Origin of the sequence: Enterobacter sp. EC_64 (assembly GCF_019584165.1) — a bacterium.
In the GTDB taxonomy this organism is placed as follows: Bacteria; Pseudomonadota; Gammaproteobacteria; order Enterobacterales; family Enterobacteriaceae; genus Enterobacter; species Enterobacter roggenkampii.
On sequence record NZ_VDAS01000009.1, the window covers coordinates 45,343 to 67,864 of the forward strand.

A 22,522-nucleotide genomic window follows, 5' to 3' on the forward strand; every position below is an offset into this window, starting at 1 on the left:
GAACCGGCGTTAATTTTGAAAGATTAATGGAAGGTTAAGGTTTCGCGGTGTATGTTGGCTTTTTTCACGAAAACAGACGCTGTATGAATAAGATTGTTTATGTTGAAGACGAACCCGAAGTCGGGCAGCTGATCGCCGCCTATCTGGGTAAACATGATATGGACGTCATTGTTGAACCTCGTGGCGATCGTGCCGAAGAGGTGGTCGTCCGTGAAAACCCGGATCTGGTGCTGCTGGATATCATGTTGCCGGGCAAAGACGGCATGACGCTCTGCCGCGACCTGCGCGCCCGGTGGGAGGGCCCTATCGTCCTGCTCACCTCACTGGACAGCGATATGAACCATATTTTGTCGCTGGAGATGGGTGCCAATGATTACATTCTGAAAACCACACCGCCTGCCGTCCTGCTCGCTCGCCTGCGCCTCCATTTACGCCAGCACGCCAGCATCGAACGCGAAGCACCGGCGCCGTCTCTGACGCCGCACAAAGCGATGCGCTTCGGTACGCTGTCTATTGATCCGATTAACCGTCAGGTGCTGCTCTCTGGCGAGCTTATCGCCCTTTCCACCGCAGATTTTGACCTGCTGTGGGAGCTGGCAACGCATGCCGGGCAGATCATGGATCGTGACGCGCTGCTGAAAAACCTGCGTGGCGTAAGCTATGACGGAATGGACCGCAGCGTGGACGTGGCGATTTCGCGTCTGCGCAAAAAACTGCAGGATAACGCCACCGAGCCCTACCGCATTAAAACCGTGCGTAACAAGGGCTATCTGTTTGCCCCACATGCGTGGGAAACCTGATCGCCGGACAGGATAACCTGCGCGAAATAAAGGCATTACGCGAGAATGCCCTTCTTTCGCGCGTTTATTTTTACGTTTGCGCAACAATTAACTTGCTAAGCACGCAAACTATTCCATAATTACCTTCTCGACTCTCCTTTCTTCAGCTCGCCCCGCTCTTGCGATTGTTTTACTCATTTTCGCCGTGAAGCTTTCACGACATCTCTCCAATAAATCTTGAAATGAGGATTTAAGCTCATGAATTATGTATAGCTACGGTCAGGTAGAAGCGATAAAAACCAATCTTGAGTGGATTGTTAATCAGGCAACCCTGAACCACGCCTCCCCCTCACGCACCGATCAAAAAGCGCTCTTTGACCTGCTGGAACTCATCCAGTCTTACGAAATACTGCTGGATCTCATCAGCGAATACGGAACGGATGTGATTGATACGCACATTGCAGAAGGCCTGGCCGTGACGGAAAAATTCATCGCCAAGGTAAAAAACAGCGCGAAAGCCGTCTAACACGCTCGACAGACGTGAAAAACTCGAAGGGTTTTCATGTATATTCTGCACATAGCGTTTTTGCGGTGAGATCCAATGAAAAAGCTGTTTGTGCAGTTTTATCTTTTGCTGTTTGTCTGCTTCCTGGTGATGACCATGCTGGTCGGCCTGGTCTATAAATTTACCGCCGAACGCGCGGGCAGGCAGTCTCTGGACGACCTGATGAAAAGCTCGCTCTATCTGATGCGCAGCGAGCTGAGAGAGATCCCGCCACACGACTGGGCGAAAACCCTGAAAGAGCTGGATCTCAATCTGTCATTCGATTTACGCATCGAGCCGTTGAAAGATTTCGATCTGGACCCGCCCGCCATGCAGCGTCTGCGCGACGGGGATATCGTCGCGCTGGATGAGAAATACACCTTTATCCAGCGAATTCCGCGCAGCCATTACGTGCTGGCCGTCGGGCCGGTGCCCTATCTCTATTATCTGCATCAGATGCGCCTGCTGGACATGGCGCTGATGGCCTTTATCGCCATTTCACTCGCGTTTCCGGTTTTTATCTGGATGCGCCCGCACTGGCAGGACATGCTGAAACTCGAATCCGCCGCGCAGCGTTTTGGCGAGGGGCATTTTACAGAGCGTATTCACTTCGACAGCGGTTCCAGCTTTGAACGTCTGGGGGTGGCCTTTAACCAGATGGCCGATAACATCAATGCCCTTATCGCCAGCAAGAAACAGCTGATCGACGGAATTGCGCACGAGCTGCGCACGCCGCTGGTACGCCTGCGCTATCGTCTGGAGATGAGCGAGAATCTCACGGAAGCAGAGTCTCAGGCGCTTAACCGCGACATTGGCCAGCTTGAGGCGCTGATTGAGGAGCTGCTGACCTACGCGCGCCTCGATCGCCCGCAAAACGAGCTGAACCTCAGCACGCCGGATCTGCCCGCCTGGCTGCAAACCCACATTGACGACGTTCAGAGCGTGAACCCGCAGCGCACGCTGTTGACGCGCGTCACGCCGGGTGACTACGGCGCGCTCGATATGCGCCTGATGGAGCGCGTGCTGGACAACCTGATGAACAACGCCATGCGCTACAGCGAAAGTACGCTGCAGATTGGGCTTGATCTGCAGGGCAATCAGGCCCGCCTGACGGTAGAGGATGACGGACCGGGGATTGCGCCGGAAGCACGCGAAACCGTGTTTGAACCGTTTGTCCGCCTCGATCCCAGCCGCGATCGCGCCACAGGCGGATGCGGTCTGGGGCTGGCGATTGTCTACTCAATCGCGCAGGCGATGGGCGGCACGGTGCATTGCGAAGAGAGCGAGCTCGGCGGCGCGCGCTTCTGCTTTAGCTGGCCGGTGTACCATAACATCGCCCTTCCCGTCCCTGCCTGACTTCAACCGCACGCTGGCCTGACCCGGCGTGCTGTGCTATATGATAAGTATGTTGTAACTAATGAGAGTGCTTATGGCGACCTACGATCTTATCGAACGGCTGAACAGCACGTTTCGGGAAATAGAACACGAGCTGCTGACCCTGACAGAACGTTTGCAGACCTGCCGCCTGCTGGCTGCGCGCGTCTTTACCCTGCCCGAGGTGGCCAAAGGGGCCGAGCACGACCCGCTGGACACCATCGACGTGAAGCAGCACATCGGCAAGGCCGCACTGGAGCTGGCGATGAAACACTATCGCCATCTTTTTATCCAGCAGCAGTCTGAACAGCGCAGCAGCAAGGCGGCAGTACGGCTGCCGGGCGTGATCTGTCTGCAAACCGATGCAGTAGCGCGCGAGGCGCTGGAAAGCCAGATTGCCCATATCAACAGTCTGAAAGCGGCATTTGAGAAAATCGTTACCGAAGAGTCGGGCCTGGCCCCCGCCGCCCGGTTTGAGTGGGTGCACCGTCAGCTTCCGGGGTTAATTACCCTGAATGCCTATCGCACGCTGACGGTTCTGCGCCATCCCGCCACGCTGCGCTTCGGCTGGGCGAATAAGCACATCATTAAAAACTTCACCCGGGATGAAATTCTGGCGCAGCTGGAAAAGAGCCTGAAGACGCCGCGCACCGTCGCGCCGTGGTCGCGTGAGCAGTGGATCGAGCGCCTGGAACAGGAGTACCACAGCATCGCCTCGCTGCCTGCGGATACCCGCCTCAAAATTAAGCGCCCGGTGAAGGTGCAGCCTATCGCTCGCGTCTGGTACTCCGGTCAGCAAAAACAGGTGCAGTACGCCTGCCCGACGCCGCTGATTGCGCTTTATGATGCCGATCAGGGGGCTATCGTGCCGGATATTGGTGAGTTACTGAATTACGATGCTGAAAATGTCCAGCACCGTTACCGACCTCAGGCGCAGCCGCTTCAGCTCATTATTCCGCGACTGCACCTGTACGTGGCGGGTTGATTATTTCAGACTGCCAACCATCGCCTCAGGGCGCACCCAGGCATCAAACTCCGCCTCCGTCAGATAGCCCAGCGCCAGGGCGGAGGCTTTCAGCGTCAGCCCCTCCTTATGCGCTTTTTTGGCGGTTTCGGCGGCTTTGTCGTAGCCGATATGGGTATTGAGCGCGGTGACCAGCATCAGCGACTCGTTCAGCAGCTGGCTGATGCGCTCGCGGTTTGGCTCGATCCCCACCGCGCAGTGCTCGTTAAAGCTCTCCATCCCATCCGCCAGCAGACGAATTGATTGCAGAACGTTGTGGATCACCATCGGGCGATAGACGTTCAGCTCGAAGTTGCCGGATGCACCGCCCAGGTTGACGGCCACGTCGTTGCCCAGTACCTGACAGCAGAGCATGGTCATGGCTTCGCACTGGGTCGGGTTGACTTTACCCGGCATGATGGAGCTGCCCGGCTCGTTTTCCGGAATGCTGATTTCACCGATGCCGCAGCGCGGGCCCGAGGCCAGCCAGCGCACGTCGTTGGCGATTTTCATTAGCGACGCCGCCAGCCCTTTCAGCGCGCCGTGGGTGTGGACCAGCGCATCGCAGGTCGCCAGCGCTTCGAATTTGTTGGGCGCCGTGATGAACGGCTGTCCGGTTATGGCCGCAAGCTCCTCCGCCACGCGCACCGCATACTCCGGATGGGTGTTTAACCCGGTGCCGACCGCCGTGCCGCCGAGCGCCAGCTCCGCCAGGTGCGGCAGGCTGTTTTCAATATGCTTCAGGTTGTGTTCCAGCATCGCCACCCAGCCGGAAATCTCCTGGCCGAGCGTCAGCGGCGTGGCGTCCTGCAGGTGCGTACGGCCAATTTTGACGATGTCGCGGAAGGCCTGCGCTTTCTCGTTGAGCGTGGATTTGAGGACGTTGAGCTGGGGGATAAGCTGCTCGCGGATAGCAATCACCGCCGCCACGTGCATAGCCGTGGGGAAGACGTCGTTAGAACTCTGGCTCTTGTTGACGTCATCGTTCGGGTGAACCTTGCGCTCCATGCCGCGCACGCCGCCCAGCAGTTCGCTGGCCCGGTTCGCCAGCACTTCGTTCATGTTCATGTTGCTCTGGGTGCCGGAACCGGTCTGCCAGATGGCGAGCGGAAATTCGTCGGGATGCTTGCCCGCCAGCACTTCGTCGGCGGCATTTATGATGGCGGTGGCCTTGTCTGCCGCCAGCAGGCCTAAATCCTGGTTTACCTTCGCGGCTGCGCGTTTGGTGAGCGCCAGCGCCTGAATCAGCGAAACGGGCATTTTTTCAGTCGAGATACGGAAATGCTCCAGCGAACGCTGGGTTTGCGCGCCCCATAGCTTGTCGGCCGGGACGTCGATGGCGCCCATCGAGTCTTTCTCATGGCGTACCGTGGTCATTACTTTCTCCTTGATAACACTGTCGGGATTGCTCACATGCTTAAGGGGTAAGTATTGATGACTTCTGAGAAACGGTATGGCGCTTTGTGCGCTCTTTTTGGTGTCGGGTGGCGGCTTCGCCTTACCCGACCTACAAGAATGTAGGCCGGGTAAGCGTCAGCGCCACCCGGCATTTTCTTCAGACTACTTCACACACGCCGAACACTGAGAAGACTGGATCTGCTTGAAGAAGTCGTTACCTTTGTCATCCACCAGGATAAACGCCGGGAAATCTTCCACCTCAATTTTCCAGATCGCTTCCATGCCCAGTTCCGGGTATTCCACGCACTCCAGGCTCTTGATGCTGCCCTGCGCCAGCACCGCAGCCGGGCCGCCGATGCTGCCGAGGTAGAAGCCGCCGTGCTTGTGGCAGGCGTCCGTTACCTGCTGGCTGCGGTTGCCTTTCGCCAGCATGATCATGCTGCCGCCGTTAGCCTGCAGCTGGTCGACATACGAGTCCATACGGCCCGCCGTGGTTGGGCCTAATGAGCCAGAGGCATAGCCTTCAGGCGTTTTCGCCGGGCCCGCGTAGTAGATCGGGTGATCTTTAATGTACTGCGGCAGCCCTTCGCCGTTGTCCAGACGCTCTTTCAGCTTCGCGTGCGCGATATCGCGGCCCACGATAATCGTGCCGTTGAGGGAGAGACGGGTCGAAACCGGATACTGAGACAGCTGCGCCAGGATCTCTTTCATCGGACGGTTCAGATCCACGCGAACCGCTTCCCCCTCGCCCGCTTTACGCAGTTCTTCCGGGATGTATTTGCCCGGGTTGTTCTCCAGCTTCTCGATCCAGATGCCGTCGCGGTTGATCTTCGCCTTGATGTTGCGATCCGCAGAGCAGGAGACGCCCATCCCGACCGGACAGGATGCACCGTGACGCGGCAGACGGATCACGCGCACGTCGTGGGCGAAGTATTTACCGCCAAACTGCGCGCCGAGGCCCAGATTGCGCGCTTCTTCCAGCAGCTCCTGCTCAAGCTGCACGTCGCGGAACGCCTGGCCGTGCTCGTTACCTTCGGTTGGCAGGCCGTCGTAGTATTTGGTTGAGGCCAGCTTCACGGTCTTCAGCGTGCTTTCCGCCGAGGTACCGCCAATCACAAACGCGATATGGTACGGCGGGCACGCCGCGGTGCCGAGGGTGCGCATCTTCTCAACCAGGTAGTTCTTCAGCTTGCCCGGGGTGAGCAGCGCTTTGGTCTCCTGATAGAGATAGGTTTTGTTGGCCGAACCGCCGCCTTTGGCGATGCAGAGGAATTTGTACTCATCCCCGTCGACGCTGTAGAGGTCAATCTGTGCAGGCAGGTTAGTGCCGGTGTTGACCTCTTTGTACATGTCCAGCGCCGCGTTTTGCGAATAGCGCAGGTTGTCTTCGGTGTAGGTGTTGTAGACGCCGTGCGCCAGCGCCGCTTCATCGCCGCCGCCGGTCCAGACGCGCTGGCCTTTTTTACCGACGATGATCGCCGTGCCGGTATCCTGGCAGGTAGGCAGAATGCCTTTCGCCGCGATATCGGAGTTACGCAGGAACTGCAGGGCAACGTACTTGTCGTTTTCGCTGGCTTCCGGGTCGCTCAGGATATCGGCCACCTGCTGCTGGTGCGCAGGACGGAGCATAAACGAGGCGTCGTGGAAAGCATGCTGCGCCAGCAGCGTCAGCGCCTGCGGATCCACCTTGAGGATCTCTTGTCCTTCAAACTCAGAGACGGAGACGTGATCGCGGGTTAACAGGTAATACTCGGTCTGATCCTTACTGAGGGGGAAAGGATCCTGATAATGGAAGGGTTTATTCGACATTGGTCTCTCACTTACTGCTTCGGTCTGTTTATTCAGGGCAGATGTTCCGCTGCCCGGCTTAAAAGCGAGTCAGCTTATCCTACACAATTTTTTAACAAAAACTGAGACTAGTACGACTTTTTACATCCACAGGTTACTTCCATGTGGTTTATTGCTTTAATACCCGGAGTTTATTCCACATTTGAATCAGGGCTTGATAATGCAAAAACTCATCAACTCAGTGCAAAACTACGCCTGGGGAAGTAAAACTGCGTTAACGGATCTCTACGGTATCGCGAACCCAAACAACCTGCCGATGGCAGAACTGTGGATGGGGGCGCACCCGAAGAGCAGCTCAAAAATTGAAGACGCCAGCGGCCAGGCACGCAGCCTGCGTGACGTAATTGACGCCGATAAAGCCGCGCTGCTGGGCGACAAGGTGGCTCAGCGCTTTGGCGAACTGCCGTTCCTGTTTAAAGTGCTGTGCGCAGACCAGCCGCTCTCCATCCAGGTTCACCCGAACAAGCAAGCGTCTGAAATCGGCTTTGCGAAAGAGAATGCGGCGGGTATTCCGTTAGACGCCGCCGAGCGTAACTACAAAGATCCTAACCACAAGCCGGAGCTGGTGTTCGCGCTGACGCCGTTCCTGGCGATGAACGCGTTCCGCGAATTTTCAGAGATTATCTCCCTGCTGCAGCCGGTCGCGGGTGCCAATAACGCTATCGCGCATTTCCTTGAAAACCCGAATGCCGAGGCGCTAAGCCAGCTGTTTGCCAGCCTGCTGAACATGCAGGGTGAAGAGAAATCCCACGCCCTGGCGGTACTGAAAGCCGCCCTGGACAGCCAGCAAGGTGAACCGTGGGAGACCATCCGTCTTATTGCGCAGTTCTATCCGGACGACAGCGGCCTGTTCTCCCCTCTGCTGCTGAACGTGGTGAAGCTGAATCCGGGTGAAGCAATGTTCCTGTTCGCGGAAACCCCGCATGCCTATCTGCAGGGCGTGGCGCTGGAGGTGATGGCCAACTCTGACAACGTGCTGCGCGCGGGCCTGACGCCGAAATACATCGACATCCCCGAGCTGGTTGCCAACGTCAAGTTCGTGGCGAAACCTGCCGCGGAGCTGCTGACTCAGCCGGTGAAAAACGGCGCAGAGCTGGACTTCCCGATTCCGGTTGAGGATTTTGCTTTCTCCCTGCACGACCTGAGCCAGACAGAAACGACCATCGCACAGGAAAGTGCGGCGATCCTGTTCTGCGTGGAAGGCGAAGCGACGCTGCACAAAGGCGAACAGCATCTGGTGCTTAAGCCCGGTGAATCAGCATTCGTTGCAGCCAATGAGTCTCCGGTTAGCGTAAGCGGCACCGGTCGACTGGCGCGCGTTTTCAATAAGCTTTAAGCACTTACTGAATTTTTTAACAACTCTTGCTAAGCTAGTTGCAGGCTTAATATCTCCAGGCGGTTTTTACCGCCTGGTTTCATTTTAGGGATAGTCGCAATGAAAAAATCGGTCGTAGCGGTAGGAGTGATTGTAGCGTTAGGCGTGGTCTGGACGGGTGCCTCCTGGTTTACCGGGAAACAGCTGGAAGGACGCCTGGCTGAAATGGTGGCGCAGGCTAACGGAGAGATTAAGCGCAGCGCGCCGGAAGCGGGCCTTGAGCTGAGCTACCAGAATTATGAGCGCGGCGTGTTTACCAGCCGTATGCAGGTAGTGGTGAAGCCGGTTGCCGGTACGGAAAACGGCTGGCTGAAACCGGGGCAGAGCGTGGTGCTGGATGAAGTGGTCAGCCACGGTCCATTCCCGCTGGCGCAGCTAAAGTCGTTTAACCTGATCCCGTCAATGGCGTCCGTTCACACGGTCCTGGTGAATAACGACGTCACCAAACCGCTGTTCGACCTGGCAAAAAATACCTCACCTTTCGAAATCGACACCCGCATCAGCTATGCCGGGGACACCAGTTCCGATATCGCGCTGAAAGCGCTGAACTACGAGAAAGAGAATGAGAAAGTCGCCTTTAGCGGTGGTCACTTCAAACTTGACGCGGACCGCGACGGGAACGTGTTCTCCCTGACGGGTGAAGCGGAAAGTGGCCTGGTCAACGCCGTGAACGAATACAATCAAAAAGTTCAGCTCACCTTCAACAACCTGAAGGCCGACGGCAACAGCCGCATGACCGATTTTAAAGAGCGTATCGGCGATCAGAAACTGTCTCTCGATAAAGTCGCCATTGCGGTTGAAGGCAAAGAGATGGCCGTGCTGGAAGGCATGGACGTCAACGGCAAATCCGACGTGTCCAAAGACGGTAAGAGCATCAATACCCAGCTGGATTACACGCTGAAGAGCCTGAAAGTGCAGAATCAGGATCTGGGCACCGGCAAACTGTCGCTGAAGATCGGCAATATCGACGGCCAGGCGTGGCACGAATTTAGCCAGAAATACAGCAAAGAGAGCCAGGCGCTGCTGACCGATGCCGCGCTGCAGCAGAACCCGGAAGTCTACCAGCAGCAGGCGATGGCAGTGCTGTTCAACAACCTGCCGATCCTGCTGAAAGGCGAGCCGGTGGTCACCGTTGCGCCGCTGAGCTGGAAAAACAGCAAAGGCGAAACCAGCTTTAACCTGTCGCTGTTCCTGAAAGATCCGGCCACCGCCACGGGTGAACCGCAGACGCTGGCGCAGGAAGTGGATCGCAGCGTGAAGTCGCTCGACAGCAAGCTGACCATCCCGATGGATATGGCGACCGAGTTTATGACCCAGATTGCGAAGCTGGAAGGCTACGGCGATGAAGATGCCGGCAAGCTGGCGAACCAGCAGGTGAAAGGCCTGGCGGCCATGGGCCAGATGTTCCGCATCACGAAGGTGGACAACAACACGATTTCCACCAGCCTGCAGTACGCCAACGGCCAGGTCACGCTCAACGGCGACAAAATGCCGCTGGAGGATTTTGTCGGCATGTTTGGCATGCCTGCTCTGGGGATGCCGGAACCGGCTGAACCGGCAGCGCCAGCCGAACCGGCGGCACCGCAGCAGTAAACGTCAAAACCCCTCGCATGAGGGGTTTTTTATTGCCGGGTGGCGCTGACGCTTACCCGGCCTACGATTCCGGGCCGCTGCAGGCCCGCGCAAGCGCAGCGCCGCCGGGCGATATTATTTCACCGGCACCAGGCGCGCCGCCACAATCTGGTGCCCGGCCTGAACGTCCGTATTGTCGATGCGCTGCATGATCCTGTCCGCCAGGGTGTAGCCCATCTCCCGCGCTGGGGTCGTGGCCCAGACGATCGGCAGATCGTCGAGCGCGTTTTCACCGACGTCGGCGAACGCCCCCAGCGCCACCTGGTGGCCGAAGAAGGTTTCCACCCCGCCCTCGCAGCTCTGACGCCCGGCGCGGATCAGGCCAAACCAGGCGCCCATGGCGATCACATCGTTATAGCAAATGACGGCGCTGATGGTCGGACTGCTGCGCAGCAGCGCGCCTATCGCTTCCGCCGCCATCTTCTGGCTGGACTCACACTCAACAACCCACTCGCTGTGGAACGGCAGGCCGTATTTAATCAGCGTCGCGCAGTAGCCGCCGACCCGTTCGGCGCGGGTCAGGGACGAGCTTTTGCCGCCCAGCCAGGCAATGCGCTGATGGCCGCGACGAATAAGATGCTCGGTCAGCATTTGCGCAGCCTGCATGTTATCCGGGCGCAGCGTATCGGCTTCATCGAGGTAGCTGGCGCGTGAAGCAAACACCAGCGGCACGGCTTTTTCAGCGGCACGCTCGCACAGCTCGCTGCCCACGCCCGACGCCCCGGCGACGATCACCCCGTCCACACCCTGATTCAGCAGCATATCGAGCCGGGAAAGCAGCTGATCGGCCTCGCGACCGCCGTGAAGCAGAAAGACCATCCGCCCCTGCGCTTCAAGCGCTTCGGTTAAGCCGGCGGTCAGCTCCGCATAAAAAGGTGACGTCAGGTCACGGACAATCAGGCCAATCACCCCGCTTTGCCCGCCGCGCAGCGCCGACGCCTGGCGGTTTCGCACAAAGCCCAACTGCTCTACCGCCTCGTTCACCCGCTGACCGGTCGCGGGAGAGATGCGCCCTTTTCCGCTCAGTACCAGAGAAACGGTGCTGACGGAAACCCCCGCCGCCAGCGCGACGTCGTTGATGGTGACTTTTTTCGCTACAGCCATGTGTTGGCGTGACTCCCTGAAAAATGAGATCGGTAAAACGTTTTATCAATACGTTATCTTTATACTACCAGTCAAAGCCTGAGAATGTGATTTAGCGCGCACTAAACTTTGATAAAACGTTTTATCTTCTCGCAGCATTGAAGCAGACAAACTGATTTTAACAATAAAGGAGTCGTTTTATGACGGCGAAAGCAGCACAAAAAATATCGCTGTGGGAATTTTTCCAGCAACTGGGTAAAACCTTTATGCTGCCCGTGGCGCTTCTCTCGTTCTGCGGGATCATGCTCGGGATCGGCAGTTCGCTCAGCAGTAAAGACGTCATCACGCTGATCCCCTTCCTCGGCGCGCCCGTGCTGCAGGCGATCTTTATCTGGATGAGTAAAGTCGGCTCCTTTGCCTTCAGTTTCCTGCCCGTGATGTTCTGTATTGCAATCCCGCTGGGCCTGGCCCGCGAGAACAAAGGCGTCGCGGCGTTTGCCGGTTTTGTGGGCTACGCGGTGATGAACCTGGCGGTTAACTTCTGGCTGACCGCAAAAGGCATACTGCCGACCACCGACGCTGCCGTGCTGAAGGCCAACAACATTCAGAGCGTGATTGGCATCCAGTCTATTGATACCGGGATCCTCGGGGCGGTGATCGCCGGGGTAATTATCTGGATGCTGCACGAGCGCTTCCACAATATCCGCCTGCCGGATGCCCTGGCCTTCTTCGGCGGCACCCGCTTTGTCCCAATTGTGACCCTGGTGGTAATGGGACTGTTTGGTCTGATTATTCCGCTGATTTGGCCAGTTTTCGCTATGGGCATCAACGGCATTGGCCGCATCATTAACGGCGCAGGAGATTTTGGTCCGATGATCTTCGGCACCGGCGAGCGTCTTCTGCTGCCGTTTGGCCTGCAGCATATCCTGGTGGCCCTGATTCGCTTCACCGAAGCGGGCGGCACCATGGAGGTGTGCGGTCACGACGTGAGCGGCGCGCTGACTATCTTCCAGGCGCAGCTGAGCTGCCCGACGACACACGGCTTCTCCGAAAGCGCAACCCGCTTCCTGTCTCAGGGTAAAATGCCTGCCTTCCTCGGCGGCCTGCCGGGTGCTGCGCTGGCAATGTACCACTGCGCGCGCCCGGAAAACCGTCATAAAATTAAAGGCCTGCTGATTTCCGGCGTGATCGCCTGCGTCGTGGGCGGTACCACCGAGCCTATCGAGTTCCTGTTCCTGTTCGTCGCGCCGGTGCTGTATCTGATTCACGCGGTGCTGACCGGTCTGGGCTTCACCGTGATGGCGGTGCTGGGCGTCACCATCGGCAACACTGACGGTAACGTGATCGACTTCGTGGTGTTCGGGATCCTGCACGGCCTGTCGACTAAGTGGTATCAGGTCCCGGTCGTGGCGGCAATCTGGTTTGCGGTGTACTACGGGATCTTCCGCTTCGCCATCACCCGCTTTAACCTGAAAACGCCAGGACGCGATATTGATACGGCCACCAGCGTTGAACAGGCGGTTGCCGGTACCGTGGGCAAATCCGGCTATAACACCCCTGCCATTCTGGCGGCGCTGGGCGGTGCGGATAACATCACCTCGCTGGATAACTGCATTACCCGCCTGCGTTTGTCGGTGGCGGATATGTCGAAAGTGGATACCAACGCCCTCAAGGCCAACCGGGCCATCGGCGTGGTACAGTTAAACCAGCACAATTTGCAGGTGGTTATCGGCCCGCAGGTACAGTCAGTGAAAGATGAGCTGGCGACCCTGATGCGAACAGTAGAAGCCTGATGCCTCAGCCCCCTCACCATGAGGGGGTTTTACGTTAAGGATTAAAGCATGTTTGATTTCTCAACCGTCGTGGATCGACACGGCACCTGGTGTACGCAGTGGGACTATGTCGCCGACCGCTTTGGCGCGGCGGATCTGCTGCCCTTCACCATCTCGGATATGGATTTCGCCACCGCCCCCTGCATAACCGACGCGCTGCAACAGCGCATTCATCACGGCGTGTTTGGCTATAGCCGCTGGAAAAACGACGCGTTTCTCGCCGCCGTCGCACACTGGTTCCAGCAGCGCTTTAACATCCGAATTGATACCGAAAGCGTGGTTTATGGCCCCTCCGTCATCTACATGGTTTCTGAACTGATTCGCCTCTGGTCAAAACCCGACGACGGCGTGGTGGTTCACACCCCGGCATACGATGCTTTTTACAAAGCCATAGAGGGTAACGGGCGTCGTGTTGTGGCGGTTGAAATGGAAAAACAGGCCGCTGGCTGGCAGGGCAATATGGCAGCCCTGGAAGCGGCGCTGGCGAAACCGGAAAACAAAATTATGCTGCTGTGCAGCCCGCAGAATCCGACCGGCAAGGTCTGGACGCGGGATGAATTGACGCAGATGGCGGAACTCTGCGAGCGCTATGACGTGGCGGTTATCAGCGATGAAATCCATATGGACATGGTGTGGGGAGAACATCGTCACACGCCGTGGACCGCAGTGGCGCGGAGCAAATGGGCGCTTCTGACCTCCGGCTCGAAAAGCTTTAACATTCCGGCGCTGACGGGGGCTTATGGCCTGATCGGCGATGAAGAGAGCCGTAACGGCTATCTCAGCGCGTTAAAAGGTCGGGACGGGCTCTCTTCCCCTTCCGTGCTGGCGCTAACGGCGCATATCGCCGCCTATCAGCAAGGGGGGCCGTGGCTGGATGCCCTGCGGGGTTATCTGGAAGACAATCTGTTGTATATCGCTCAGGAAGTAAACCGCGCTTTTCCGAAACTCAACTGGCAGCCGCCGGAAGCGACCTATCTCGCCTGGATCGATCTGCGTCCGCTGAATATTGACGATCGGGCGCTGCAAAAAGTGCTGATTGAGCAGCAAAAGGTCGCCATCATGCCGGGATATACCTATGGAAAAGAGGGAAATGGCTTCGTACGCCTGAATGCGGGCTGCCCGCGCAGCAAGCTGGAGCAAGGGGTTCAACGCCTGATTGCTGGCATTAATACGCTTCTGTAATCAATTTGCGCAACGGAATATTCCCTTGCGCAAATAGCTTTTTACCCCGTTTTGTTTTTATAATATGGCGCACTTTAACCAGAAAAGAGTGCGACCATGATTGATACACGCCTGCCTTTAACTGATATTCATCGTCACCTTGACGGTAACATTCGTGCCCAAACCATCCTCGATCTTGGCCGCCAGTTCAATTTAACGCTTCCTGCTCAGACCCTTGAGTCCCTGATCCCTCACGTGCAGGTGACCTCTAATGAACCGGACCTGGTCAGCTTCCTGAGCAAACTCGACTGGGGCGTGAAGATGCTGGCGTCGCTGGATTCCTGCCGCCGCGTGGCGTTTGAGAACATCGAAGATGCCGCACGCAACGGCCTGCACTACGTCGAGCTGCGCTTCTCGCCGGGCTACATGGCGATGACCCACAACCTGCCCGTTGCAGGCGTCGTGGAAGCCGTCATTGAAGGCGTCCGCGAAGGGTGTAAAACCTTCGACGTTCAGGCTCGCCTGATCGGCATCATGAGCCGTACCTTCGGTGAAGCCGCCTGCCTGCAGGAGCTGGAAGCGCTGCTGGCCCATCGCGATGCCATCACCGCCGTCGATCTCGCCGGTGACGAGCTGGGCTTCCCGGGCAGCCTGTTCCTCTCCCACTTCAACCGCGCGCGCGATGCCGGCTGGCACATTACCGTGCACGCGGGTGAAGCGGCTGGCCCGGAAAGCATCTGGCAGGCCATCCGCGAGCTGGGCGCCGAACGTATTGGTCACGGCGTGAAGGCGGTAGAAGACCGCGCCCTGATGGATTTCCTGGCGGAGCAGCGTATCGGGATTGAGTCGTGCCTGACGTCTAACATTCAGACCAGCACCGTAGCATCGCTGTCGCAGCACCCGCTGAAAACGTTCCTTGAACACGGCGTGCTGGCCTCGCTGAATACGGACGATCCGGCGGTTCAGGGCGTGGATATCATTCACGAGTACAACATCGCCGCACCGCAGGCGGGTCTGAGCCGCGAGCAGATCCGTCAGGCGCAGATCAACGGGCTGGAGATCGCCTTCCTGACGCCTGCAGAGAAGCAGGCGCTGCGGGATAAGGTGGCAACCGCTTAACCCCCTTTGCCGGGTGGCGGCTACGCCTTACCCGGCCTACAACAACGTCAAAAACTTATGCCAGACAGAGCGTCGCGCGATGTTTGGCAGATTCGATCCCCAGCTCAATCAGCTCCATAATCTGTATCGCCTGGCTTGCCGGAACCGGATTCTCTCCCGTGCCGTTCAGCGCATCGCGGATAGCGGCATAATACGCCGGATAGTTACCCGGTATCGTCAGCAAGGTCTCCTCGACCAGCTCCTCGCCTTCCACCCGCGTGACGACGCCGTTGCGCATATCATAGCCCCAATCTTCCTGCGGCAGACGCTCACCGTTTTTCAGCCTGTCTTCCTGCGGATCGAGACCAAACTTCACGTAGCTGCCGCGCGTGCCGTGAATAATGTAACGGGCAGATTCTGCCGCCGCGACCATCGTCCCGTGCAGCACAATTCGCCGCTGCGGGTAACTGAGCACCGCGTGGAAGTAATCGGTCGTCTGTGCCCCGGGCCTGAGCTGGGCCAGATCGACCGTCATGCTCACCGGCAGACCAAACAGATTAACGGCCTGGTCCAGCAGATGCGGGGCTAAATCGTACCAGATACCGCTGCCAGGACCGGCCTGCTCGCGCCAGCGGTTTCGTACCTGCGGGCGAAAGCGGTCAAAGTGCGACTCAAAAAAGAGGATCTCCCCTAACGTACCTTCACTGAGAAGCCGTTTTACCGTCAGAAAATCACTGTCCCAGCGGCGGTTATGGAACACCGACAGCAGCCTGCCCAGACTCTTTGCCAGCGCATCCAGCTCGCGGGCCTGTGACAGTGTCACGGTAAAGGGCTTATCGATAACCACATGCTTTCCGGCTTCCAGCGCGGCCTTTGCCAGCGGAAAGTGGGTATCGTTCGGCGTGGGAATGACGATTAAATCAATGTTTGGATCGTTGAAAAGATGTTTTGGCTCGGAGACAACCGGCACAGAAGGCCAGTCTGCATGGACTTTAGCAGCGTCGCTGCTGGATACCGCCGCCAGCGCCATCCCCGGCGTCCCGGCTATCAGAGGCGCATGAAACGTTTTGCTCGCGTACCCGTAACCAATAAGCCCAACGCGGATATTATCACTCATAGTGTCATCCTCTTTTAAGTCGTTCTTATTTCACACTGGCTAGTCTGGCATTAGCACGGATTAATAATGTGCCGTATGACGTAAAATAGCAGGTTATACGGATTGTTTTTGTTACATAGTATTAACCTACTGATTTTGTTTAAGGGAACCGTTCCCAAAGCCCTTGCCGTTAGGGAAACGTCGCTGTAACATTTGCGCCCTGTCTTTATGGATAAAGTACAATTACACATCATGACGTCAATTATTAATCGAATCATTGAATTAGCGGGATGGATTGTCCTTGGGGTGTCGGTCATTTTGCTGGGCGTTGCCAGCCATATCGATAACTACCAGCCGCCGGAGCCTGTCACCGTCGCTCAACCTAAGTAACCGGTTACTGCAATAAAGAGTGACATAATATGTCAGTTACTTATTGCCAGCCCTGGTGAACACGGTTAACCTTCTCTTACAGGCATCGTCTGATGCCTGAATTTCAGCAAAGAAAACTCCTAATTTCGTCGCGTTACCTGAGTGGGCTGTTTACGTCTTTATTAATCCGTTTATTATTCGAACGAATTACCTTAACTGGTATTACTCACTTTTATATGGAAACTTATTAATATGACAGTTCAGGACTATTTATTAAAATTTCGCAAGATCAATTCGCTTGAGAGCCTGGAAAAACTGTTTGACCATCTGAACTACACCCTGTCGGATAATCAGGAAATCATTAATATGTATCGCGCCGCTGACCATCGCCGTGCGGAGCTGGTCTCCGGTGGCCGTTTGTTCAACGTCGGTGAAGTGCCAAAGTCCGTGTGGCGTTACGTTTTATAAGAAAGTAGCCATCCGCGCGAAATGTTATATACTCTCCGCCCTGCCAACTGGCTGTACAACATTTCGCGCAGATTATGGGAGAGTTCATGACCGCAACGCCTGGAGAACGCATTGGAGGCTGGTTAATCGCCCCACTGGCATGGCTGCTGGTTGCCTTATTAAGCGCATCACTTGCGCTGCTGCTTTATACCACCGCACTGATTACCCCTCACGCCATTGAGACCCTGTTGTCGCAAAGCGTGCTTAATATTGCTTTGTGGTTTGTGTCGTTCGTTTTCGCGATCGGGATGTGGTACTACACGCTGTGGCTGACCATCGCCTTCTTTAAGCGCCGTAAGAATGTGCCTAAGCACTACATTATCTGGCTGCTGGTTTCGGTCCTGCTGGCGGTGAAGGCGTTTGCTTTTTCGCCCGTTTCGGACGCGCTGGCCGTTCGTCAGCTGCTTTTCCCGTTGCTGGCCGCGGCGCTGCTGGTGCCCTACTTCAAGCGTTCGACGCGGGTGAAAAACACCTTCGTGAACCCGTAATAACCCTACAGATAACCTGTTGTCGCCTGCCTGGGTTTGTCCGATAATAGGCGGCTTTTTTATTTCAGGCTAAATAATGACCGATTACTTACTGCTCTTTGTCGGCACCGTGCTGGTTAACAACTTCGTTCTGGTGAAGTTCCTTGGCCTGTGCCCGTTTATGGGCGTTTCCAAAAAGCTGGAAACGGCAATGGGTATGGGGCTGGCGACGACCTTCGTCATGACGCTGGCGTCCATCTGCGCGTGGTGGATTGATACCTGGATCCTCATCCCGCTGGGGTTAACCTATCTCCGTACGCTGGCCTTTATTCTGGTTATCGCGGTGGTGGTGCAGTTTACCGAAATGGTGGTGCGCAAAACCAGCCCGGCGCTCTATCGCCTGCTGGGCATCTTCCTGCCGCTGATCACCACTAACTGCGCCGTTCTCGGCGTGGCGCTGCTGAACATCAACCTGGGTCATAACTTTATGCAATCGGCGCTGTATGGTTTTTCTGCGGCCGTCGGTTTCTCTTTGGTCATGGTGCTTTTTGCCTCTATTCGCGAGCGCCTGGCAGCAGCGGATATTCCTGCGCCCTTCCGCGGTAACGCGATTGCGCTGGTCACCGCCGGTTTAATGTCTCTGGCCTTTATGGGCTTTAGTGGTCTGGTGAAGTTGTAATGAATGCTATCTGGATTGCCATCGCCTCTATCAGCGTCCTGGGGTTGGTGTTTGGCCTTATCCTGGGTTACGCCTCCCGCCGTTTCGCGGTAGAGGACGATCCCGTTGTTGAGAAAATTGATGAGCTTCTGCCGCAAAGCCAGTGCGGGCAGTGTGGCTACCCGGGCTGCCGCCCTTACGCTGAAGCGGTAGGCATCCAGGGCGAAAAAATTAACCGCTGCGCCCCCGGCGGCGAAGCAGTCATGCTGAAAATTGCCGCCCTGCTTAACGTTGATCCGCAGCCGGTTGATGGCGACGCGGACGTGCAGGAGCCGGTCCGCGCGCTGGCCGTGATCGACGAAGCGAACTGCATCGGCTGTACCAAATGTATTCAGGCCTGCCCGGTCGACGCCATTGTTGGCGCCACGCGCGCCATGCACACCGTGGTGGCGGACCTGTGCACCGGCTGTAACCTCTGCGTAGCCCCCTGCCCGACGCAATGTATCGAGCTGCGCCCGGTTGAAACGACTACCGAAAGCTGGAAATGGGATCTTCAAACCATTCCGGTTCGCAATATTCCTGTGGAACAACATGCTTAAGTTATTTTCTGCTTTCAGAAAAGAGAAGATTTGGGACTTTGACGGCGGTATTCACCCACCGGAGATGAAAACCCAGTCTAACGGCACGCCGCTGCGTCAAATACCGCTGGCGACCCGTTTCGTCATGCCGCTCAAGCAGCACATTGGCGCTGAGGGTGAGCTGTGCGTGAAAGAAGGCGATACGGTTCTTCGCGGCCAGCCGCTGACCTTTGGTCGCGGACGTATGCTGCCGGTGCACGCCCCCACCTCCGGTAAGGTGGTCGCCATCGCGCCTCATACGGTGCCGCATCCGTCAGCGCTCGCAGAGCTGAGCGTGATTATTGAAGCCGACGGCGAAGACCGCTGGATCGACCGCGATGGCTGGAGCGACTACCGCTCCCGCAGCCGCGAGGCGCTTATCGAGCGCATTCATCAGTTCGGCGTTGCTGGCCTCGGCGGCGCAGGCTTCCCGACCGGCGTCAAGCTGCGCGGCGGTGGCGATAACATTCAGACGCTGATTATCAACGCCGCCGAATGCGAACCGTACATCACCGCCGACGATCGTCTGATGCAGGACTGCGCCGCCCAGGTGGTGGAAGGCATCCGCATCCTCGCGCACATTCTGCAGCCGCGAGAAGTGCTGATCGGTATCGAAGACAATAAACCGCAGGCTATCTCAATGCTGCGCGCCGTGCTGGCGGGCAGTCACGATATTAGCCTGCGCGTTATCCCGACCAAATACCCCTCTGGCGGTGCTAAACAGCTGACGCAAATTCTCACCGGCAAGCAGGTTCCGCACGGCGGACGCTCTTCAGATATCGGCGTGCTGATGCAGAACGTCGGGACCGCGTACGCCGTGAAGCGCGCGGTGATCGACGGCGAGCCGCTGACCGAACGCGTGGTAACGCTGACCGGGGAAGCGGTCTCTCGTCCGGGCAACGTCTGGGCGCGTCTGGGTACGCCGGTGCGTCACCTGCTGGAGCAGGCTGAGTTTTGCCCGGCCAGCGACCAGATGGTGATCATGGGCGGCCCGCTGATGGGCTTTACCCTGCCGTGGCTCGATGTGCCGGTAGTGAAAATCACCAACTGCCTGCTCGCCCCTTCCCCGACCGAGATGGGTGAAGAGCAGGAAGAAAAAGGCTGTATTCGCTGCAGCGCCTGTGCCGACGCCTGCCCGGCGGATCTACTTCCGCAGCAGCTGTACTGGTACAGCAAAGGCCAGCTGCACGACAAGGCGACAGCCCATAACCTGGCCGACTGCATCGAATGCGGCGCCTGCGCCTGGGTCTGCCCTAGCAACATTCCTCTGGTGCAGTATTTCCGCCAGGAGAAGGCGGAAATTTATGCCATCTCCATGGAAGAAAAACGCGCGGCGGAAGCCAAGGCACGCTTTGAAGCGCGCCAGGCGCGACTGGAGCGTGAAAAAATCGCCCGTCAGGAGCGCCATAAGCAGGCCGCCGTTCAGCCCGGGGAGAAAGATCAGGATGCGATTAATGCCGCACTGGCCCGCGTTCGCGAGAAAAAAGCGACCGCGGCGCAGCCTGTGGTGATCCCGGCTGGCGAGAAGCCGGACAACAGCGAAGCCATTGCGGCGCGTGAAGCGCGTAAAGCTCAGGCTCGCGCCCGTCAGGCTGAAAAAGCGCAAACGGTCCAGGCAGAGACGGAGATCGACCCGCGTAAAGCGGCCGTTGAAGCGGCAATAGCCCGTGCCAAAGCGCGCAAAGCCGGCGAGCAGAACGTGGTGGTTGAGCAGGAAGCGGTCGACCCTCGCAAAGCGGCCGTTGAGGCAGCGATTGCCCGTGCCAAAGCCCGCAAAGCGGCGCAGCAGACGCCAACCGCAGAACCCGACGCGCCGGTCGATCCGCGTAAAGCCGCCGTCGAAGCGGCGATTGCCCGCGCTAAAGCACGCAAAGCGGCGCAGCAGGATGAGCAACCGCAGGCCGCCAACGATGACCCGCGCAAAGCCGCCGTCGCCGCCGCCATTGCGCGCGTTCAGGCAAAGAAAGCCGCACAGCAAGCAGTTAACGAGGATTAAATGGTTTTCAGAATCGCAAGCTCCCCTTACACCCACAATCAGCGCCAGACATCGCGCATTATGATGCTGGTCTGCCTGGCGGCGCTGCCGGGCATTGCCGTTCAGTGCTGGTTTTTCGGCTGGGGAACCCTGTTCCAGATAATCCTGGGCTGTGCCAGCGCCTTAGCGGCGGAAGCCCTTGTCCTTAAGCTGCGCAAGGCGGCGGTCTCCCGCATTCTGGCCGATAACTCCGCGCTGCTGACCGGGCTGCTGCTGGCGATCAGTATCCCGCCGTTTGCTCCATGGTGGATGGTGGTCCTCGGCACCGTGTTTGCGGTGATCATTGCCAAACAGCTGTATGGTGGACTGGGCCATAACCCGTTTAACCCGGCGATGATTGGCTACGTGGTGCTGCTGATCTCCTTCCCGGTACAGATGACCAGCTGGCTGCCACCGCACGAGATTGCGGCCACAGTTCCGGGCTTCATGGATGCTCTGCACGTGATCTTTACCGGCCATACGGCACTCGGTGCCGATATGAACGCGCTGCGCATGGGCGTGGACGGGATCAGCCAGGCGACGCCGCTTGATACCTTTAAAACGTCCCTGCATGCCGGGCACAGCGTTGAGCAGATCATGAAATCCGCCATCTACAGCGGCGTGCTGGCGGGTGCCGGCTGGCAGTGGGTCAACCTGGCGTATCTGCTGGGCGGCCTGTTCCTGCTGCAGCAGAAAGCCATCCGCTGGCATATTCCGGTCAGCTTCCTCGTGACGCTGGCGGTCTGCGCCACGCTGGGCTGGGTATTCTCTCCTGAATCACTGGCCAGCCCGCAGCTGCACCTGCTCTCCGGGGCGACCATGCTGGGTGCCTTCTTTATCCTGACGGATCCGGTGACGGCCTCAACGACTAACCGCGGGCGCCTGATCTTCGGCGCGCTGGCAGGCCTGCTGGTCTGGCTCATCCGCAGCTTTGGCGGGTACCCGGACGGCGTGGCTTTTGCCGTCCTGCTTGCCAACATTACCGTTCCGCTCATCGACTATTACACGCGTCCGCGCGTGTACGGCCATCGCTAAGGGTCTCGCCATGTTCAAAACGATGCAAAAACACGGCGTCACGCTGGCTGTCTTCGCCGCGGTCCTGACAGGGCTGACGGCGCTGGTAAATGCGCTGACCAAAACGACCATCGAAGAGCAGGCCTCGAAGCAGCAAAAGGCGCTGTTCGATCAGGTGATCCCGGCGGAATTCTACGATAACGACCTGCAAAAAAGCTGCTTTGTGGTAGACGCGCCGCAGCTTGGGAAAGGCCCGCACCGCCTCTTTATTGCCCGCAAAGGGGATAAACCGGTTGGCGCGGTGATGGAAGCGACGGCGCCTGACGGCTATTCCGGTGCCATTCAGCTCCTCGTGGGCAGTGATTTCTCCGGCACCATACTGGGCACCCGCGTGACGGAACACCATGAAACGCCGGGTCTTGGCGATAAAATTGAAACCCGTCTGAGCGACTGGATTTTGCACTTTGCCGGTAAAGTGATCCATGGTGAAGATGACACCGCGTTTGCGGTGAAGAAAGATGGCGGCGAGTTCGACCAGTTCACCGGGGCGACCATCACCCCACGTGCGGTGGTGAATGCCGTAAAACGAGCCGGGCTGTACGCTGAAACGCTGCCCGCGCAAATCAACAATCTTCCGGCCTGTGAGGAGTAAT

21 protein-coding genes are annotated in these 22,522 nt (G+C 57.7%); 17 read left to right on the top strand and 4 right to left on the bottom strand.

The window, feature by feature from the left end; all coding sequences use genetic code 11:
* Positions 1 to 83: 83 nt before the first annotated feature.
* The 4 genes from rstA (at position 84) to tus (ending at position 3,682) form a co-directional block, all read left to right on the top strand.
* Positions 84 to 800: a two-component system response regulator RstA gene (gene rstA, locus FHC52_RS09205; RefSeq protein WP_021241154.1), complete on the top strand. Its 717-nt coding sequence runs from the start codon at positions 84 to 86 to the stop codon at positions 798 to 800.
* A 244-nt stretch (positions 801 to 1,044) separates the two neighbouring features.
* Positions 1,045 to 1,305, top strand: coding sequence for a hypothetical protein (locus FHC52_RS09210; RefSeq protein WP_008500551.1), 261 nt, complete (start codon positions 1,045 to 1,047; stop codon positions 1,303 to 1,305).
* Between the two features lie 75 nt (positions 1,306 to 1,380).
* Entirely contained in the window at positions 1,381 to 2,679 is a 1,299-nt protein-coding gene (gene rstB, locus FHC52_RS09215; RefSeq protein ID WP_047748289.1) for a two-component system sensor histidine kinase RstB, read from the top strand.
* A 73-nt stretch (positions 2,680 to 2,752) separates the two neighbouring features.
* Positions 2,753 to 3,682: a DNA replication terminus site-binding protein gene (gene tus, locus FHC52_RS09220; protein ID WP_126288075.1), complete on the top strand. Its 930-nt coding sequence runs from the start codon at positions 2,753 to 2,755 to the stop codon at positions 3,680 to 3,682.
* On the opposite strand, the gene fumC is transcribed toward tus, so the two are convergent.
* A complete protein-coding gene (fumC, locus tag FHC52_RS09225) occupies positions 3,683 to 5,077 on the bottom strand; it encodes a class II fumarate hydratase (protein ID WP_220420044.1) in 1,395 nt (464 codons plus the stop codon).
* Positions 5,078 to 5,260: 183 nt separating this feature from the next.
* Positions 5,261 to 6,907: a class I fumarate hydratase FumA gene (gene fumA, locus FHC52_RS09230; RefSeq protein WP_044596731.1), complete on the bottom strand. Its 1,647-nt coding sequence runs from the start codon at positions 6,905 to 6,907 to the stop codon at positions 5,261 to 5,263.
* A 199-nt stretch (positions 6,908 to 7,106) separates the two neighbouring features.
* Between fumA and manA the strand changes: the two genes are divergently transcribed.
* Positions 7,107 to 8,282 carry a mannose-6-phosphate isomerase gene (manA, locus tag FHC52_RS09235; protein WP_045353801.1) on the top strand — a complete coding sequence of 392 codons (1,176 nt, stop codon included), beginning with the start codon at positions 7,107 to 7,109 and terminating at the stop codon, positions 8,280 to 8,282.
* Positions 8,283 to 8,381: 99 nt separating this feature from the next.
* Positions 8,382 to 9,914: a YdgA family protein gene (locus FHC52_RS09240; protein WP_023327289.1), complete on the top strand. Its 1,533-nt coding sequence runs from the start codon at positions 8,382 to 8,384 to the stop codon at positions 9,912 to 9,914.
* Positions 9,915 to 10,028: 114 nt separating this feature from the next.
* Here FHC52_RS09240 and FHC52_RS09245 read toward each other — a convergent pair whose 3' ends face one another.
* Positions 10,029 to 11,057, bottom strand: a complete 1,029-nt coding sequence (locus FHC52_RS09245; protein WP_220420045.1) for a Mal regulon transcriptional regulator MalI — start codon at positions 11,055 to 11,057, stop codon at positions 10,029 to 10,031.
* 179 nt (positions 11,058 to 11,236) lie between these two features.
* Between FHC52_RS09245 and malX the strand changes: the two genes are divergently transcribed.
* The 3 genes from malX to add all read left to right on the top strand — a co-directional run bounded on the left by malX (position 11,237) and on the right by add (position 15,148).
* Positions 11,237 to 12,829, top strand: coding sequence for a maltose/glucose-specific PTS transporter subunit IIBC (gene malX / locus FHC52_RS09250; protein WP_126288068.1), 1,593 nt, complete (start codon positions 11,237 to 11,239; stop codon positions 12,827 to 12,829).
* A 48-nt stretch (positions 12,830 to 12,877) separates the two neighbouring features.
* Complete coding sequence (locus tag FHC52_RS09255; RefSeq protein WP_126288066.1) at positions 12,878 to 14,050, top strand: MalY/PatB family protein; 1,173 nt, start codon at positions 12,878 to 12,880, stop codon at positions 14,048 to 14,050.
* 96 nt (positions 14,051 to 14,146) lie between these two features.
* Positions 14,147 to 15,148, top strand: a complete 1,002-nt coding sequence (gene add, locus FHC52_RS09260; RefSeq protein ID WP_220420046.1) for an adenosine deaminase — start codon at positions 14,147 to 14,149, stop codon at positions 15,146 to 15,148.
* 55 nt (positions 15,149 to 15,203) lie between these two features.
* Here the strand turns inward: add and FHC52_RS09265 are convergent, their stop codons facing one another.
* Positions 15,204 to 16,244 carry an oxidoreductase gene (locus tag FHC52_RS09265; protein ID WP_220420047.1) on the bottom strand — a complete coding sequence of 347 codons (1,041 nt, stop codon included), beginning with the start codon at positions 16,242 to 16,244 and terminating at the stop codon, positions 15,204 to 15,206.
* A 243-nt stretch (positions 16,245 to 16,487) separates the two neighbouring features.
* Between FHC52_RS09265 and blr the strand changes: the two genes are divergently transcribed.
* From blr to rsxG, 8 genes are all read left to right on the top strand, one after another.
* The gene (gene blr, locus FHC52_RS09270) at positions 16,488 to 16,613 is read left to right on the top strand and encodes a division septum protein Blr (protein ID WP_168112406.1); all 126 of its coding nucleotides are present in this window, start codon (positions 16,488 to 16,490) and stop codon (positions 16,611 to 16,613) included.
* Positions 16,614 to 16,844: 231 nt separating this feature from the next.
* Positions 16,845 to 17,060, top strand: coding sequence for a transcription modulator YdgT (gene ydgT, locus FHC52_RS09275; RefSeq protein ID WP_006174966.1), 216 nt, complete (start codon positions 16,845 to 16,847; stop codon positions 17,058 to 17,060).
* 86 nt (positions 17,061 to 17,146) lie between these two features.
* Positions 17,147 to 17,587: a DUF2569 domain-containing protein gene (locus tag FHC52_RS09280; protein ID WP_126288064.1), complete on the top strand. Its 441-nt coding sequence runs from the start codon at positions 17,147 to 17,149 to the stop codon at positions 17,585 to 17,587.
* Positions 17,588 to 17,663: 76 nt separating this feature from the next.
* Positions 17,664 to 18,245 carry an electron transport complex subunit RsxA gene (gene rsxA, locus FHC52_RS09285; protein ID WP_008500564.1) on the top strand — a complete coding sequence of 194 codons (582 nt, stop codon included), beginning with the start codon at positions 17,664 to 17,666 and terminating at the stop codon, positions 18,243 to 18,245.
* Complete coding sequence (rsxB, locus tag FHC52_RS09290; protein WP_008500565.1) at positions 18,245 to 18,823, top strand: electron transport complex subunit RsxB; 579 nt, start codon at positions 18,245 to 18,247, stop codon at positions 18,821 to 18,823. The genes rsxA and rsxB overlap by 1 nt, the downstream gene beginning before the upstream one ends.
* Entirely contained in the window at positions 18,816 to 20,837 is a 2,022-nt protein-coding gene (gene rsxC, locus FHC52_RS09295) for an electron transport complex subunit RsxC (RefSeq protein ID WP_220420048.1), read from the top strand. Before rsxB ends, rsxC begins: the two co-directional genes overlap by 8 nt.
* The gene (gene rsxD, locus FHC52_RS09300; protein WP_008500567.1) at positions 20,838 to 21,890 is read left to right on the top strand and encodes an electron transport complex subunit RsxD; all 1,053 of its coding nucleotides are present in this window, start codon (positions 20,838 to 20,840) and stop codon (positions 21,888 to 21,890) included.
* Positions 21,891 to 21,900: 10 nt separating this feature from the next.
* Positions 21,901 to 22,521: an electron transport complex subunit RsxG gene (rsxG, locus tag FHC52_RS09305; protein WP_008500568.1), complete on the top strand. Its 621-nt coding sequence runs from the start codon at positions 21,901 to 21,903 to the stop codon at positions 22,519 to 22,521.
* The last annotated feature ends 1 nt before the right edge of the window (position 22,522 follow it).

Excerpts from the sequence above, each read along its gene's own strand:
- rstA (WP_021241154.1), top strand. The coding sequence starts at position 84 with ATGAATAAGATTGTTTATGTTGAAGACGAACCCGAAGTCGGGCAGCTG.
- FHC52_RS09210 (WP_008500551.1), top strand. The coding sequence starts at position 1,045 with ATGTATAGCTACGGTCAGGTAGAAGCGATAAAAACCAATCTTGAGTGG.
- rstB (WP_047748289.1), top strand. The coding sequence starts at position 1,381 with ATGAAAAAGCTGTTTGTGCAGTTTTATCTTTTGCTGTTTGTCTGCTTC.
- tus (WP_126288075.1), top strand. The coding sequence starts at position 2,753 with ATGGCGACCTACGATCTTATCGAACGGCTGAACAGCACGTTTCGGGAA.
- fumC (WP_220420044.1), bottom strand. The coding sequence starts at position 5,077 with ATGACCACGGTACGCCATGAGAAAGACTCGATGGGCGCCATCGACGTC.
- fumA (WP_044596731.1), bottom strand. The coding sequence starts at position 6,907 with ATGTCGAATAAACCCTTCCATTATCAGGATCCTTTCCCCCTCAGTAAG.
- manA (WP_045353801.1), top strand. The coding sequence starts at position 7,107 with ATGCAAAAACTCATCAACTCAGTGCAAAACTACGCCTGGGGAAGTAAA.
- FHC52_RS09240 (WP_023327289.1), top strand. The coding sequence starts at position 8,382 with ATGAAAAAATCGGTCGTAGCGGTAGGAGTGATTGTAGCGTTAGGCGTG.
- FHC52_RS09245 (WP_220420045.1), bottom strand. The coding sequence starts at position 11,057 with ATGGCTGTAGCGAAAAAAGTCACCATCAACGACGTCGCGCTGGCGGCG.
- malX (WP_126288068.1), top strand. The coding sequence starts at position 11,237 with ATGACGGCGAAAGCAGCACAAAAAATATCGCTGTGGGAATTTTTCCAG.
- FHC52_RS09255 (WP_126288066.1), top strand. The coding sequence starts at position 12,878 with ATGTTTGATTTCTCAACCGTCGTGGATCGACACGGCACCTGGTGTACG.
- add (WP_220420046.1), top strand. The coding sequence starts at position 14,147 with ATGATTGATACACGCCTGCCTTTAACTGATATTCATCGTCACCTTGAC.
- FHC52_RS09265 (WP_220420047.1), bottom strand. The coding sequence starts at position 16,244 with ATGAGTGATAATATCCGCGTTGGGCTTATTGGTTACGGGTACGCGAGC.
- ydgT (WP_006174966.1), top strand. The coding sequence starts at position 16,845 with ATGACAGTTCAGGACTATTTATTAAAATTTCGCAAGATCAATTCGCTT.
- FHC52_RS09280 (WP_126288064.1), top strand. The coding sequence starts at position 17,147 with ATGACCGCAACGCCTGGAGAACGCATTGGAGGCTGGTTAATCGCCCCA.
- rsxA (WP_008500564.1), top strand. The coding sequence starts at position 17,664 with ATGACCGATTACTTACTGCTCTTTGTCGGCACCGTGCTGGTTAACAAC.
- rsxB (WP_008500565.1), top strand. The coding sequence starts at position 18,245 with ATGAATGCTATCTGGATTGCCATCGCCTCTATCAGCGTCCTGGGGTTG.
- rsxC (WP_220420048.1), top strand. The coding sequence starts at position 18,816 with ATGCTTAAGTTATTTTCTGCTTTCAGAAAAGAGAAGATTTGGGACTTT.
- rsxD (WP_008500567.1), top strand. The coding sequence starts at position 20,838 with ATGGTTTTCAGAATCGCAAGCTCCCCTTACACCCACAATCAGCGCCAG.
- rsxG (WP_008500568.1), top strand. The coding sequence starts at position 21,901 with ATGTTCAAAACGATGCAAAAACACGGCGTCACGCTGGCTGTCTTCGCC.